15 protein-coding genes and 1 other annotated feature are annotated in these 12,962 nt (G+C 48.9%); of the genes, 2 read left to right on the forward strand and 13 right to left on the reverse strand.

Annotation, left to right across the window (positions count from 1 at the left end):
* Nucleotides 1-91 precede the first annotated feature (91 nt).
* The 7 genes from NST44_RS29115 to NST44_RS29145 all read right to left on the reverse strand — a co-directional run bounded on the left by NST44_RS29115 (nucleotide 92) and on the right by NST44_RS29145 (nucleotide 4,717).
* Nucleotides 92-409: a thioredoxin family protein gene (locus tag NST44_RS29115; protein WP_007130915.1), complete on the reverse strand. Its 318-nt coding sequence runs from the start codon at nucleotides 407-409 to the stop codon at nucleotides 92-94.
* 3 nt (nucleotides 410-412) lie between these two features.
* Nucleotides 413-790 carry a MerR family transcriptional regulator gene (locus NST44_RS29120; RefSeq protein ID WP_007130916.1) on the reverse strand — a complete coding sequence of 126 codons (378 nt, stop codon included), beginning with the start codon at nucleotides 788-790 and terminating at the stop codon, nucleotides 413-415.
* A 173-nt stretch (nucleotides 791-963) separates the two neighbouring features.
* Nucleotides 964-1,512: a histidine phosphatase family protein gene (locus tag NST44_RS29125; RefSeq protein WP_040739052.1), complete on the reverse strand. Its 549-nt coding sequence runs from the start codon at nucleotides 1,510-1,512 to the stop codon at nucleotides 964-966.
* Between the two features lie 18 nt (nucleotides 1,513-1,530).
* A complete protein-coding gene (locus tag NST44_RS29130) occupies nucleotides 1,531-2,322 on the reverse strand; it encodes a class I SAM-dependent methyltransferase (RefSeq protein ID WP_007130918.1) in 792 nt (263 codons plus the stop codon).
* 45 nt (nucleotides 2,323-2,367) lie between these two features.
* Entirely contained in the window at nucleotides 2,368-2,994 is a 627-nt protein-coding gene (locus tag NST44_RS29135; protein WP_340901301.1) for a hypothetical protein, read from the reverse strand.
* A complete protein-coding gene (locus NST44_RS29140) occupies nucleotides 2,995-3,834 on the reverse strand; it encodes a serine hydrolase domain-containing protein (protein ID WP_340901302.1) in 840 nt (279 codons plus the stop codon).
* A gap of 76 nt (nucleotides 3,835-3,910) precedes the next feature.
* The gene (locus NST44_RS29145; RefSeq protein ID WP_007130920.1) at nucleotides 3,911-4,717 is read right to left on the reverse strand and encodes a class I SAM-dependent methyltransferase; all 807 of its coding nucleotides are present in this window, start codon (nucleotides 4,715-4,717) and stop codon (nucleotides 3,911-3,913) included.
* Between the two features lie 59 nt (nucleotides 4,718-4,776).
* Nucleotides 4,777-5,008 (reverse strand) — a binding site (T-box leader).
* Nucleotides 5,009-5,216: 208 nt separating this feature from the next.
* Here NST44_RS29145 and NST44_RS29150 point away from each other — a divergent pair.
* On the forward strand, nucleotides 5,217-5,771 hold the full coding sequence (locus NST44_RS29150) for a histidine phosphatase family protein (protein WP_084046568.1): 555 nt from the start codon (nucleotides 5,217-5,219) through the stop codon (nucleotides 5,769-5,771).
* A gap of 181 nt (nucleotides 5,772-5,952) precedes the next feature.
* Here NST44_RS29150 and NST44_RS29155 read toward each other — a convergent pair whose 3' ends face one another.
* The 5 genes from NST44_RS29155 to NST44_RS29175 all read right to left on the reverse strand — a co-directional run bounded on the left by NST44_RS29155 (nucleotide 5,953) and on the right by NST44_RS29175 (nucleotide 9,515).
* Nucleotides 5,953-6,528, reverse strand: a complete 576-nt coding sequence (locus tag NST44_RS29155) for a PadR family transcriptional regulator (RefSeq protein ID WP_007130922.1) — start codon at nucleotides 6,526-6,528, stop codon at nucleotides 5,953-5,955.
* A 154-nt stretch (nucleotides 6,529-6,682) separates the two neighbouring features.
* Nucleotides 6,683-8,080 (reverse strand): MDR family MFS transporter, encoded by a 1,398-nt coding sequence (locus NST44_RS29160; protein WP_007130923.1) that lies wholly within the window; start codon nucleotides 8,078-8,080, stop codon nucleotides 6,683-6,685.
* Nucleotides 8,081-8,118: 38 nt separating this feature from the next.
* On the reverse strand, nucleotides 8,119-8,472 hold the full coding sequence (locus tag NST44_RS29165) for a VOC family protein (RefSeq protein WP_007130924.1): 354 nt from the start codon (nucleotides 8,470-8,472) through the stop codon (nucleotides 8,119-8,121).
* A 253-nt stretch (nucleotides 8,473-8,725) separates the two neighbouring features.
* Nucleotides 8,726-9,286 carry a DUF4256 domain-containing protein gene (locus NST44_RS29170; RefSeq protein ID WP_007130925.1) on the reverse strand — a complete coding sequence of 187 codons (561 nt, stop codon included), beginning with the start codon at nucleotides 9,284-9,286 and terminating at the stop codon, nucleotides 8,726-8,728.
* A 34-nt stretch (nucleotides 9,287-9,320) separates the two neighbouring features.
* The gene (locus NST44_RS29175) at nucleotides 9,321-9,515 is read right to left on the reverse strand and encodes a hypothetical protein (RefSeq protein WP_040738919.1); all 195 of its coding nucleotides are present in this window, start codon (nucleotides 9,513-9,515) and stop codon (nucleotides 9,321-9,323) included.
* A gap of 264 nt (nucleotides 9,516-9,779) precedes the next feature.
* On the opposite strand from NST44_RS29175, the gene NST44_RS29180 reads away from it, so the two are divergent.
* Nucleotides 9,780-10,610, forward strand: coding sequence for a methyltransferase domain-containing protein (locus NST44_RS29180; protein WP_007130927.1), 831 nt, complete (start codon nucleotides 9,780-9,782; stop codon nucleotides 10,608-10,610).
* 63 nt (nucleotides 10,611-10,673) lie between these two features.
* On the opposite strand, the gene NST44_RS29185 is transcribed toward NST44_RS29180, so the two are convergent.
* Nucleotides 10,674-12,434 carry a recombinase family protein gene (locus NST44_RS29185; RefSeq protein ID WP_007130928.1) on the reverse strand — a complete coding sequence of 587 codons (1,761 nt, stop codon included), beginning with the start codon at nucleotides 12,432-12,434 and terminating at the stop codon, nucleotides 10,674-10,676.
* Between the last annotated feature and the right edge of the window lie 528 nt (nucleotides 12,435-12,962).

The following is a 12,962-nucleotide window of genomic DNA, read 5'->3' on the forward strand; positions in this document are numbered from 1 at the left end:
TCAGCTCCCCTTAACCACAGTTATACCTCATCGCGCAAAATCCATTTGTACGTTCCGGCACACGCCCTTGTTCCCCGTCTTTTCGCCGCCGTTAGGCATAGCGCGCAAGCGCCGCCTCATAGGCCTTCTTCGGTCTCAAGCCGACGAGTTTATTGACCGGTTCGCCTTGATGGAACACGATGACGGTCGGCGTGGACATGATTCCATAACGTGCAGCAAGCTCCGGCGACGCATCACAGTCGACTTGCAGCACCGACAGGCGATTCCCCTTTTCATTCCCCAGCTCCTCAAGGATCGGGCGAAGCACTTTGCAGGGCGGGCACCATTTCGTACTAAAACTAACCAAAACTACATCCTTCTGGCGCACCGCGCTGCGAAATGCTGATGTACTGACGGTTTGCAGGCTCATTGCTCATTCTCCTCCCAGCGGTTGATTTGGCGGATCTTCTTCCATAATGGACCGGATGCGTTCCTCCAGGTTGGACTTCACCGCCGACAACAGAGCGATTTGTTCCTCGATCTCGGCCAGCTTTTCACGGTACACCGGGACGACCTCCTTACAGAACGCTTCTTTATTCTTCATGACGCAGTGGAGAAAGCCGGCGATCTGCTCTGTCGATAGCCCGAGATTAAGATATAGCTGGATCGTCCGTACCTGCTGTTCCGCAAACGGCGAGTACTCCCGGTAGCCGTTCTCAAGGCGAGTCGGCGTGAGCAAGCCTTGCTTGTCATAGTAACGGAGCGAACGGATGCTCACGCCGGTCCGGGCTGAAAGCTCTCCGATTTTCATACCGTTAACGCCACCTCCTTCATGATCTTGAACCTATCATAAACCCTGACATTAGTGTCAGGGTCAAGAGGCAGATGCATAATTACAGCTATAAAATTTGTGAAGTCGTTAAGACCTCTATATTCACCCAGATCCTGCAATCCGCTTATAAGGTCATGCAATCAGCGAAAAAGTCATGCGGGCCAGATCCGAAGCAAGCTTGGACTTCCGCCATCGATCGGAAAGGACAACCGATACACATCCGGGTTGGTTAGCGCCTCCCACTCCTTGAATCCGATCCGGTCATCAAAATATTTCAGCAGCAACGAGATCAGATTGCCGTGCGAAACGAGGACGGCATTGCGGCAGCCTTGGTTTAGAATATCCTCAACCGCTTGAACGGCCCGCTTCATCGCCGTACTGCTGGACTCCCCGCCATCATAACATAAGCCCATATCGTCATAAGTAAGCCGAAGCTTCTCCCGCCAATCGGGTGAAGGCGATCCGGATAATACCCTCTCCGTAAGCCTTTCATCCAGGGTTACCTCCAAGCCTAACCGTTCGGCAAGCGGGGCAATACTTTGCCGCGCCCTCGCATATGGACTTGAAACCATACAATCGATCGCGTGATCCGAGAAAGACTCGGCAAGCCTTGCCGCCTGCAGCATGCCGATGCCGGTTAACCTGGCTTCCGGTGCCTGCCCTTCGGCTTGGCAATGCCTCACGACATAAATGTTCCTCAGCTGCGTCATCGTCCGTCCTCAATCCTTTCGGAACCGGAAGATAACGGCAGGCGGAATCTCGTACCAGTCGAACTTACCCTGCTCCAGACCGTCTTTATGAAAGCTGGGCTCTTCCAGCCCGTTAAGAACAAAGCCGCACTTAAAGAAAACGTTCATATAATACGACAGCGGCCGGTGAAATACCAGGTGAGGAACCGGCTGGCCTTGAATGCCGATCGATTCCATCGGTTCCGGCTCCAGGTACTTGGAAATTTGAATACGGTGTTCAGAGACGATGTGTCCGTCCTTATCCACCTTTTCGTGAATTTTGTGCAGACCCGGCGGCTGGAAGCATGGATGCATGATCGAGAACACGAAGGTCCCGTGCTTACGCAGCAGCTTACGGAGCGCGTTTGCCAGCACCGTAATATCCGAGATATCCATGAGCGCCATATTGGAGACAGCGCGGTCAAATCTCTCCTCACCGAGGCTGAGCAGCGCACCGTGATCGGTTGCGTCGACGACCCGGTAATCGATACGGTCCAGAGCGCCGGCCGATCTTGCCTTCGCCCGTTGGATCATCTCGAAGCTGTAGTCCACAGCCGTCACATTGGCGCCCAGTTCAGCTAATCTTCTGGCAAAATTGCCGTTGCCGCAGCCGATGTCCAGCACCTCGTGACCCTCCGATACTTCCAACAAATGCTCCGTGCCCGGGCGGATGATCTCGCGATGGAAACGATTGCTATGCTCCCCCATGTAATCGTCCCAAAAGCCCGCAATCTCATTCCAACGCACCTGCGACTCCTTGGTTAATTCCTTCCAATCACTCATCGCTCACAATCTCCCTTTCATCAATTCGAATGATTGCATACGAAGTCAAAGCTTCTTATTCATTAGCCTCCCGGAAGCCCGATAATCGGACAAATGGAAGGAGACGTTGATCTGAAATTGGACATCGATGCTCTCTCCCTCGAACGTCATCGTGTAGGTAACCACATATGGCGTTTCAATATAATACAGATTCAGCCGCAACGTCCGTTTATCCAGCCAAGCAGCATAGGCCACCACCTCTTGCAAAGGCATGGACAAATCTTTATGGAACCTATGCCGCGTTTGCACCGGTTGCGTAAAGTCGAGCTCCAGGAGCTGCTCGCTGTCCTCCTCACGACCATAGCCCAGCAGAAGCGATAGCTTAGAGTCCCGCAAGCGAAAACCGATTCGGTTCAGCCCTTGCGGATTGTCATTGTCACTCAATCCGTAGGTGCGAAGATGCAGATCCGGTACACCGGCCGGTATCGGCCGTATTTCCGGCTCCTTGGAGCTGATGGAAGCTATGGTCTGCTGCAGTCGGGGATCGTCCTGAAGGTCCTCGGACTGCTGAATCTCCTTAGCGTCCAGCAGCTCTTCATAAATCAAATCCAGCAGAACCTGAAGGCGGGCCATACTCTTAAAGCTGGCGTTCACTGCAATGACGATGTTTTCGCGAGGGGTCACAAAGCACATCTAGCCAAAGGAGCCGTCCCCCCGGTAACAGCCCCGGCGGCATAGGTGAAACTGATACCCATACCCTTGTGCCCAGTCGACCCGTTCTACGCCTGGACGGTTATCGCTCTGCTCGGATGTAGCAAGCTCAATATACCGCTCCGATACGATTCGCTTGCCTTCATACATCCCCCGGTTTAACAGCATCTGGCCGAACTTGGCCACGTCTGCGGTGGTAAGACTGAGACCCATTCCTCCAGCCGCGATGCCCATCGGGCACGTCTCCCAGGTTGGCCTTGAAATCCCCAGCGGTTCAAACAAGCGGGGCATCAGAAAATCAACCAGACTTTGGCCGGTCACCTTCTCGATTATGGCGGCCACCATATAGGTAGCGTGCGTGGTGTAGCAATAGCGTTCTCCCGGTTCAAGCTCGACTTCTTGGGCAAGGAACGCCCTGACCCAGTTCTCCTCCCTCGCGATTGCAGGATAGATGTTGCCGAGATGGCCGGTGCTCATGGACAACAGATGATGCACGGTCATTTTCGCAAGATTCGGTGACACCCGGCCCGGGAGTTCATCGGGAAAGAACGAGATGACCGGGTCGTGAAGCTCCAAGTATCCTTGATCCCAGGCGATCCCCGCTGCGATCGAGGTAAAGCTTTTGCTCAAGGAATACAGCAGCTGGAGGCATTCCTTCCGGTAGGGGGCGCGGTACCATTCGGCCACCGACCTCCCCTCCTTCAGCAGAATAAAATGATTCACTTCCAGGGCCTGCTGCTCAAGCCGCGTAAAGAACGAGTTTATGGCGGCGGCTGACAATCCTTGATGCCCAGATTTCGCGATGCTGATGATACGTTCCAACCGTGCTCCTCCCCTATCCTTTTATATATATCGATGTATTTTTCGTTGGCGTACGTATAATTTCACGGTTCTGCCGCTATTTCCTTTTGCCGATGTACAGCAAATGAGAGGAGATCCCCGCAATGGATGGGTCCCTTGCCATATCAATCAGCGTGTTCAGCAGCTGTTCAGACTCGCCCTTGTCCTCCCATGCCTGCATCTGTTCCTGCGACAGCAAGCCGCCGATGCTAGAAGAGCCGATCAAATCGATCGTTTCGAATCCATGGCTTTCCATGAAGGGCTTGATCTCATCAATGTTGAAGTAATACGCACCCGTAAAGCGCCCCGGATCGGCGTGATTAAATATCCCGGTCCTGCGGAACCGATCGATCGCATCCATCGTGTTATTCGGCTTCCAGAAATCCGGGAATTGTAACGACGTCAATGTCATCCGCATTCGGCTCTGGAAAGCAACAAACACCATCCCTTCCTGCTTCGTAACACGGAACAGCTCTCGAACGGCACGAATTCGTTCTTCTTCCCGCTGCAAATGATAGAGGGGTCCTAACATGAGCGAGGCATCGAAGGACTCATCGGGCAAACCGTTTAAATTCGTTGCATTCAATACATGAAAGCCGGCGAAGCGTTCCATGAGCCCCCGTTCGGCCGCCTTCTCCCTGGCCGTTTCAACAAGTCGGGGCGTTAAATCGGAAAGGGTGACTTGATAGCCCTGCTCCGCTAATGCCATCGCATATTTTCCGGGCCCTGCGCCGTTATCCAATACCCTCCCGCTTGAAGGCAAATAATGCCTCATATAATGCCAGTTAATGATAAATTCGAGCGGTTCCCGATCCAGCCTTCCCCACTCATCGAACCGGGAATAGTATTCAATCACATGTTCCATGCCGATCCCCTGCCTTTTATTCATGGTTTGTTGTTACAAATAAAAAAAACCTATGCCTATAAAGAGGCGATAGGTTTTCCCTCGCGGTACCACTCTTTTTCAATTCGCTGGACGCCTAAAGAATCCGCGAATGATCTTGGAACCTTCTGACGGAGGTCATCCGTTAAGACCTACTGAAATTCAGCCTTACCGCTCATGGGTGAGCTTCAGGGCCTGATTGACTGTCTCCCACCGAAACCGACAGCTCTCTGAACAATGCAGCTCCTTACTGTTCCCATTCATTGCGTTTTCCCTTGATTAAATTTCACACAGTATACCCCTTCCAAATAATCCCTGTCAACACCCATTTCAATATCCAATATTCCGGGAGCGGATGGTGAAGCAATAGAGGCTTCTACGCTGCTTCTTCCTAATCCCGTTCAATCATTCAGCTTATATTGCATCAATCGATATGTTAAAATATGGTGCATAATCTTGAGAAGAGAGTTGGTTGGCGCACATGATGACAAACCTCTATTTCGTTCGGCATGCGCACTCGGTATATTCCCCGGATGAACGAAACAGACCCTTATCGGAACGCGGACATCAGGACGCTGCAAGAGTTGCGGAGCTGCTGGAGCCTGAATATATTCATGTCCTCATATCGAGTCCGTATAAGAGAGCCGTTCAAACGATCGAGGGGCTAGCGGAACGAATCGGGGCCGGGATCATCCTCGAAGAAGATTTTCGAGAACGATTATTATCAGAGCACCCCGTCGACGACTTCGAGCATGCAGTCGCCAAGGTGTGGGAGGACTCCTCTTTCGCCTGGGAAGGCGGAGAGTCCAATCAGGCTGCCCAATCGAGAGGGGTCCGGGCACTTGAAAGAGTACTGGAACAGTATAAAGGGAACAACATCGCCATCGGGACTCATGGAAACATCATGGTGTTGATCATGAGCCATTTCGATCCGCGGTTTGATTTTAGCTTCTGGAGACAGCTGGATATGCCTGACATTTACAAGCTAAGCTTCAGCGATCAAGACCTTGTGGAGGTACAACGGATATGGAACTGACCCTCGCCATCCACTTGGTGAGGGTCTTAATACGATTCAATCTCACCAGAGCTGATTAAAAAAACAAGAAGAGGGGCATGCCCCTCTTCTCTATTATTTCAGTCCATATTTTCGACACATTGTCATTTCGAGTTCACTATGGTCGACCACTTCTCATGGTTTGCTTTAAGCTTATCAGCTCTTACTCCCGTTCAAGCTCTTTTCCTTCCGCTCGATGGCCATCGATTAACTGTAAAACCCACTCTTCGTCAAAGCGGAGCTTCTCCAGTCGATGCCGGAAAAAGATCTGAATGTAGCGCTGCTCTCCGGCAGGAATCCGCTCGTCCTTGCTAGCATATTCCAACCGTTCTTCTTCATGACGGATTTCATAACGCAGGTAATCCTTGTATTGGTGCAAAATCAAAAACTGCAATTCCTTGCTAATCATTTCAAAGTTTTTCAATTTCGTATAAAAATGCAGCTCGTAATCCGGGGAGTATGGAATCGGTTCTTCCATCAGCCGGAAAAAACGAATTCGGCCTTCATCTGTAAGTTTATAAGTCTTTACCTTTTTACCTCTTCCCTGCCGGGCACCCTCCGGTTGTTCATCGGGAACCTGTTCGATCAGACCGTCTGCAAGCATGCTGTGGATAAGCGGATAAATCGCCCCCCAGCTGACCTTTCGCGTAGGTCCAACAATTCCGTTCAAAATCTGATGCAGCAAATAGCCGTGCATCGGGTTATTCATCAATTCGCCGAGTATGAACAATTCGTACAAGCGAATGGCCTCCCTTATCCGTTCTACTGCTATTAAGTAAACAACAGTATAACATACGGTGGGCTGAAAAAACAGAAAAGCCGCGGTCGCCGCGACTTTTCCGAGTCCTATCTATCCGTTTGGAGGGCCGATTGTCGGCCTATTGTCCACTCCTCTATCCCCCGACCTGCTGCTGCGCCATCATATTACGACGTTTTGGCAGAAGCATCACGGCAAGCATGTTCGCAACCGCTATGCCGAACAGGAGCAGAAAAACGGCATGCAAACCGGCAGCCAGCTCCGATCTGGAGCTGAGGGATGTCACATGTTGGTTATAAATCGTACCGAACACCGCGATGCCGACCGTTTGGCCCAGCGAACGGAACAGCATGCTGGAAGCGTTCGCGACGCCGCGTTGCTCCCAGCCGACGACCGATTGCACGACAACCGTGGACGGTGTCGCCACGAAGCCCATTCCCAGCCCGATTAGAATGAGGATGCCAATCCAGAATACGTAAGGGGAGTTCAACTGAAGCGCAATAAGCCAGACTGAGCCGGCCACTACCAGCGCAGACCCGAATACAATCGAGGTTTTCGCCCCGACCCGGTACATCAGCCTGCCGGCGATGTTGGCGGCAAGCGGCCAGGCCAGGGACATCGGCATGACGATCAGTCCCGAGCTCGTCGCGGAGTTCCCGAGCACCGACTGAATCCAGATCGGCGTGTAAACCGTCAACCCTGTCGTAATGCTGAACGTCAGAAAACCGCTGATATTGGTCACGTTCAATACGCGAATCCGGAAAATCGACAAAGGGATCATGGGTTCATCCGCATGTTTCTCAATCCAGAGGAACAGCATTAAAAATACGGCGGATGCCATGAACAGCCCCACAATCAACGGGGAATTCCACGAATGCTCGGCTCCCCCGCTCAGCAGTGCATAAAGGAGCGTAGAGAAGGATACGGTAAAGGTCAGCGCTCCGAGGTAATCGATCTTTTTCGCCCGGCGTTCGATCGGTTGGTGCAAAAATAGGACGACAAGCAGCAGGGCCGCGGCACCGATCGGCACGTTGATGTAGAATATCCAGCGCCATGACACCTGATCGACGAAATACCCCCCGATCAGTGGGCCTAGAAGGCCAGCCACAGACCAAACGGATGAGAAAATCCCCATCATTTTGCCGCGCTGCTTGCCCGAGAACAAGTCGCCGATAATCGTAAAGCATACGGGCGCGAGCGCCCCGGCACCGAAGCCTTGCAAAGCCCGGAACCAAATGAGCTCAGGCATCGACTGTGCAGCCCCGCACAATATGGAACCGAGGACGAATAAACCGATGCCGACCGCGAACACGGCTTTGCGCCCGAACAAATCGGCCAGCTTGCCGAAAATGGGCGTCGCCACGCAAGTAGTCAGCGTATAAACGGCGAACACCCAACTGAACAGGTTCTGGCCATGCAAATCCGTAATGATATGCGGCGTCGCGGTGGCGACGACTGTCGCGTCCAACGCGCCGATAAACATCGCCGCCAGCAGTCCGGCGACGACCATAATGACGTTGGTTTTCGGCCCCATGGGAAGATGCCTCCTTACTTTGTCTCTATATCCTTGGCTTATCGGTTACAAACCAAATAGAGGGCATTGCCGTCAGGGTCACTGAAATGTACGACTTTGGCGGCTTCGCCTTCTACAGCATGATGGAACTCTACGCCGCGAGACTTAAGTGTCTCGATGGCCGACTTCATTTCTTCTACCTCCAAGCCAATCGACATGCTGCCCGAATTTACCGGGTCACCCCCATGTTCGCCGGCTAGATGCAGGAGTCCGATCGTCAACCCTGGTGCTTCGATCTGCGCAAAATGCCCGTCGCTTTCAGGCAACAGCTTTAATCCAAGGGTTTCGACATAAAATTGCTCCGCCTTCTTCATATCCGACACCATCACCGTTACATTGCCACTCTTAAACATCGTGTTTTCCTCCTTATTCGTTTGATCGATTTTTATTATATCAAAATAATATAATAAGTAAACATATTAAATTGATATAATAATAATTACCAAAGATAGCCCCATTCCCTGCCAGCCAAATAAAAAGAGAGCGCCCAAAAAGACGCTCCCTAAAAACATTTCCTATTCCATTAAAAATTCTCAATCGACGTGCGGATCTATTAGTACAATCCAAAACCATGGAAGCCCCGCAGCAGCGCCGACTCCCTGCTTTTTAGACTCTTAGCGAGCCGCGGAACCCCCTGGCTGCATAGTAGGATTCCGCTCCATTATGGTATACAAAGACCGTGTCGTAACGGCGATCGCAAAAGAGGGCCCCGCCGAGTCTTCGAATCCTTTCAGGTGTGATCACCCAGCTCGATGTCTTCATATCGAAATTGCCAAGCTGCTGCAGCTCCCGGTACTGCTCTTCCGTTAACAGCTCAATGCCCATGGCAGCTGCCATTTCGACGGCACTGCTTTTCGGTTTATGTTCTTTCCTTGACTCCAGCGCTTCGCGGTCATAGCAGACGCTCCTGCGGCCTTTTGGACTTTCAGCCGAACAATCATAGAATATGTACTCGCCTGTCTTGCCGTCGTAACCAACGACATCCGGCTCTCCCCCGGTTTCCTCCATTTCATGGAGCGACCACAGTTTTTCAGGATTTTCTTCAAGCTTTGCTTGTACGTCGGCCCATTCAAGTCCTGGATGGCGGTTCATGTTTTTCTCGAAACGGGCTTTCAATGTTTGGAGTAGTTCTTCACGTTGTTCTGGCGATAACTCCATCTTTGTCATGTTCATTCCTCCTTCGCTTGATCTGCCGCATCTATTATCGGGCATATATGTTGCATTCAATGCTGCCTTCACGGGCATCGAATGCGTCGATCCGGCCTTCCATCCCTTCCGGCGGAAGCCAGGCAACGAGTGCCTTAGGATTCATGAATGCTCCATAGACTGCGTGCGGCGTCGCTTTGACGATTCTTGATGCGATGTCCTTTCTTCTGGATCTTTCCAACATCATCATCAGTCCTTTCCATATTATACACCGATGAAACTCGCAATTTAGCCCTATTTTATATCGAATCAAAAGCGTCCATTTCTTATGGTTTGCTTTTTCTCAGCAATGATAGACTCTGTCGGCTTTAACTTACGCCCTCTCAGGAAGCGGCTCTATGAATTATTCTTGGCTCAACTGGTGGTTGAATAATATAAAAGCTCAAATATGAAGTTATTGTTCATTGCAGGCAGCTCCAATACAATTGGTTTACTAGAAGGAGCGTGAGAGATCATGAAGGAAACATTAGCAAGGAACATAGCCATATACCGCAAAGAGAAGGGACTTACCCAAGAAGAGCTTGCACAAATCCTTGGGCTTTCTTTCCAAGCAGTCTCCAAATGGGAGAATGCTCAGTCGATGCCTGATATTGCATTACTCCCTGAGTTATCGAGAACGTTAGAAGTAAGCATCGATAAACTTCTTGGGTATACAGCGCAGGACAAACGGATTACGATTTATGAGGAAGAATATAAAACACAAGATTATTACTGGGGGACTGAGCCTAATGATGCATGCTATCAGGTCTTGCAACTTATGCCTCCGACCAAACGCCTGAGATTACTGGATATTGGTTGCGGCGAAGGGAAAGACGCCGTATTCTTTGCAAGAAATGGATATGAGGTTAGCGCATTTGACGTTTCTGACGCGGGGATTGAGAAGACAAGAAGCCTCGCTGAAAAAACCGGAGTTCACGTTCATGTCTTTAAGGCAGATATTTTGGATTACCGTTTAGATACTCATTATGACATTATTTTTTCAAGTGGTGTGCTGCACTACATAAAGCCGGAATATCGTAAAGAGATATTTGATAATTATAAGCAGTTTACAAACGAAAACGGCATTCATGTCTTTAATGTGTTTGTAAATAAACCGTTTATTGCTCCGCCACCTGAAAAAGAACCCAATGCCTATAAATGGTACTCTGGGGAGTTACTCACGCATTATCACGACTGGCTCATGAAGGACAGTTCGGAAATCGTTTTCGACTGCAATTCTTCAGGGATTCCTCACAAACATGCCATGACTAACATGATTGCACAAAAGATAACCTCGTTTAGCTAATGTTACCATGCTAAAATACGTCAAAAAAAAGAGGGGCTCTTTCACCCCTCTTGATTTGGCCAATCATCTCCGATTTAATTGTCCTTTCGCACGAGCAGTGTACAGGATTCCACATGTGTTGAGTTGGGAATAGGAACATGAATCACTCCTTTCATTTACTGAGGGCTTTTTTCGATTTTGCCTGCCCATCTTGGCTTGAACGCTGCTCGTAAAGCCTGTTTTATAGATAAAAGTTAGCTTATAAGGATTAGGGTTACCTTCATTAAGGCTCTCTCCAATTATAACTTTATCAACGACGCTCTCAAACACATTCCGGTCAAATGTAGACAGGATGGCATTCGTTTGAAGCACTTTGCGGAAATGTTCAATTCTTTTCTCGATATTGATTTCTTCTTGCGCCGCTTCCTCCAATCCCTCTCTTTCGTCGAGCAGTTCGGTCAACGTGGATTCGAGTTCCTCAAACTTACGCTCATATGTTGGGCGGTCTATTTTTTCTTCCAGATGCAAGTCGATCAGTTTACAGCGCTTATGTTCAATCGCCTGGATTTCATTTATAATTTTGTTCAATTGTTTTTGATTGTTCTGGTCACTAAATACGGATTCCATTCTGATTAATAATTCGTCTAACACATCCTTATGATTACTACAAACTAATTTGTACGTTTCAATAAATGCACCTTCAATAATTTTTTCTTCTATTCCTTTGCTGTGCGGACAAAATCTTTTTCCCTTCTTCGTGTTAGTGGTACACTGCCAAATTGTCTTTTCATGCGATGTACCACTATTCCAACTCCGCCGAGAGAAGTTGGAACCACAGAACGCACATTCCAACTTGCTGCTAAAAGCGAATTTCCTACTGTATTTTTCCCGTTTACTGCCTTGTTTAAGCTTCCCGCGATTTTTTCCTCTACGGTGCAATATATCCTGTGCCTTGTTAAAGACTTCTTCGCTGACAATTGGCTCATGATGATTTTTGATGTAGTATTGATCTTCCTCACCATGATTTTCAAGTCTGCGCTTGGAAATCGGATCGAGAGTAAACGTCTTTCCCTGAAGGAGATCACCTTTATATTTCTCATTCTTAATAATGCCTAGAACAGTTGTATCATTCCATTCGGGATTCCCTCTTTTCGTCTTATATCCAAATTCCATCAGTTCTTTTGCAATCACGTATGCACCAACACCAGAAATATAGCGCTCAAAGATGTAGCGTACAATCTTAGCTTCTTCTTCGTTTACCGATATCTGTTTGGTAACGGGATCATAGTCATATCCAAGGCAGCTTTGAAATCCAACCAGTTCCCCACGTTGCATTTTCATTTTCAAGCCCATTTTTACAATAGAAGAAATATTCTCAACCTCTTGTTGAGCTACCGAACTTAGAATGGTTAGCAACAATTCCCCATCCATGGTAAGCGTGTTGATATTTTCTTTCTCAAAAAATACAGCAACGTTTCTTTCTTTCAACATGCGAACATATTTCAAAGTATCTACAGTATTTCTGGCAAACCTTGAAATGGACTTGGTAATAACCATATCAATTTTGCCATCCATGCAATCCTTTATCAGTCGTTGGAAATCATCACGTTTCTTCACTTGGGTTCCAGTGATGGCTTCATCCGCGTAAATGTCCACCAATATCCAATCGTTTCGTTGGCTAACCATATCTGTATAGTGAGCAACTTGCGACTTATAGCTGCTTAACTGTTCTTCCGTGTCGGTACTCACTCTGGCATAAGGAGCAACGCGCAGACGGTCTGGCCTTCCTCCAACACGATCTGATAGCTTCCGATTGGCTTTGATTACTTCAACTGCATACCCCATTGTTAAGGCTCCTTTCGTCTTATTATCACGATCAGTGTAATAAGAGTTAAGCAGACCAACAATTGTATGAATCAAGAAGTCAGGTCTGAAACAACATCGTATTCCTTCATGGTTTTGTTTTTGATAAGAGTAAACTCTTTTTCCGAAATCAATGACAGAGCGAATAATTGTTTCAACATGGCAATTTGCATGCTATATCTGATTAATTTTCGACTCATCATAAGCCCCCCGTTTGGTTCATTACATCTTAAACAGAGATGCGACAAAGGACGATAACCTTATACGCATCTCTGTTCTTCCTTGTTTTGGTTATATCGCATAAATCCAATTCCAGCGGCCGGTGGTTAACGGCCTCATAGGTATAGTCCGAATACCTCTCCCAGGATCGCTGCAAGCCGCCCCCATTGCGTGATCTGCCTAAAAGCAGAGCTGTGGCTGGACGGAAGTATCATTATCCCCCGCATGGGTCATCGCCTTAAATGGAACCACCATTTATTATTGCATGGACAAAAATCGCTCTCACCCTGC

The sequence above is a fragment of the Paenibacillus sp. FSL W8-0919 genome (genome assembly GCF_038003785.1).
Classification (GTDB): Bacteria; Bacillota; Bacilli; order Paenibacillales; family Paenibacillaceae; genus Paenibacillus_AQ; species Paenibacillus_AQ lactis.

Coding starts and splice junctions, on each gene's coding strand:
- NST44_RS29115 (WP_007130915.1), bottom strand. CDS start 409: ATGAGCCTGCAAACCGTCAGTACATCAGCATTTCGCAGCGCGGTGCGC.
- NST44_RS29185 (WP_007130928.1), bottom strand. CDS start 12,434: ATGGGGTATGCAGTTGAAGTAATCAAAGCCAATCGGAAGCTATCAGAT.
- NST44_RS29160 (WP_007130923.1), bottom strand. CDS start 8,080: ATGGGGCCGAAAACCAACGTCATTATGGTCGTCGCCGGACTGCTGGCG.
- NST44_RS29135 (WP_340901301.1), bottom strand. CDS start 2,994: ATGTGCTTTGTGACCCCTCGCGAAAACATCGTCATTGCAGTGAACGCC.
- NST44_RS29170 (WP_007130925.1), bottom strand. CDS start 9,286: ATGACAAAGATGGAGTTATCGCCAGAACAACGTGAAGAACTACTCCAA.
- NST44_RS29145 (WP_007130920.1), bottom strand. CDS start 4,717: ATGGAACATGTGATTGAATACTATTCCCGGTTCGATGAGTGGGGAAGG.
- NST44_RS29120 (WP_007130916.1), bottom strand. CDS start 790: ATGAAAATCGGAGAGCTTTCAGCCCGGACCGGCGTGAGCATCCGTTCG.
- NST44_RS29165 (WP_007130924.1), bottom strand. CDS start 8,472: ATGTTTAAGAGTGGCAATGTAACGGTGATGGTGTCGGATATGAAGAAG.
- NST44_RS29180 (WP_007130927.1), top strand. CDS start 9,780: ATGAAGGAAACATTAGCAAGGAACATAGCCATATACCGCAAAGAGAAG.
- NST44_RS29175 (WP_040738919.1), bottom strand. CDS start 9,515: ATGATGATGTTGGAAAGATCCAGAAGAAAGGACATCGCATCAAGAATC.
- NST44_RS29150 (WP_084046568.1), top strand. CDS start 5,217: ATGATGACAAACCTCTATTTCGTTCGGCATGCGCACTCGGTATATTCC.
- NST44_RS29130 (WP_007130918.1), bottom strand. CDS start 2,322: ATGAGTGATTGGAAGGAATTAACCAAGGAGTCGCAGGTGCGTTGGAAT.